Raw genomic sequence first — 253 nt, forward strand, 5'->3', positions numbered from 1 at the left:
GATTAAATATATTCAATGGGACGCTAATAACGCTTACCCTATTAATTACTTTTAGTTGATAAAACGCTTCGGTATTCGTTAGCCAGTTTCCATAAAGTAGCGCAAACTCATCTTTAAAGTAAAACTCCTTACACCTTTGCCCGCCCTGTGCATCATCATGTATTGCACCTAACACCCCATCAAGAATTAAATAGCCATAACGCTGCTTTTGCCCTTGTTGTAACAATACGGTATCGCGCGCTATATGCTTAAT

At 38.7% G+C, this 253-nt stretch carries 1 protein-coding gene; it reads right to left on the reverse strand.

Features of this window, described 5'->3' with window-relative positions:
* Positions 1-253 (reverse strand): cyclic nucleotide-binding domain-containing protein (locus AAEY99_RS21570; protein WP_502959520.1); only part of this gene is annotated, 253 nt, incomplete at both ends.

This window comes from Shewanella sp. S1-58-MNA-CIBAN-0166 (assembly GCF_040310085.1).
Classification (GTDB): domain Bacteria; phylum Pseudomonadota; class Gammaproteobacteria; order Enterobacterales; family Shewanellaceae; genus Shewanella.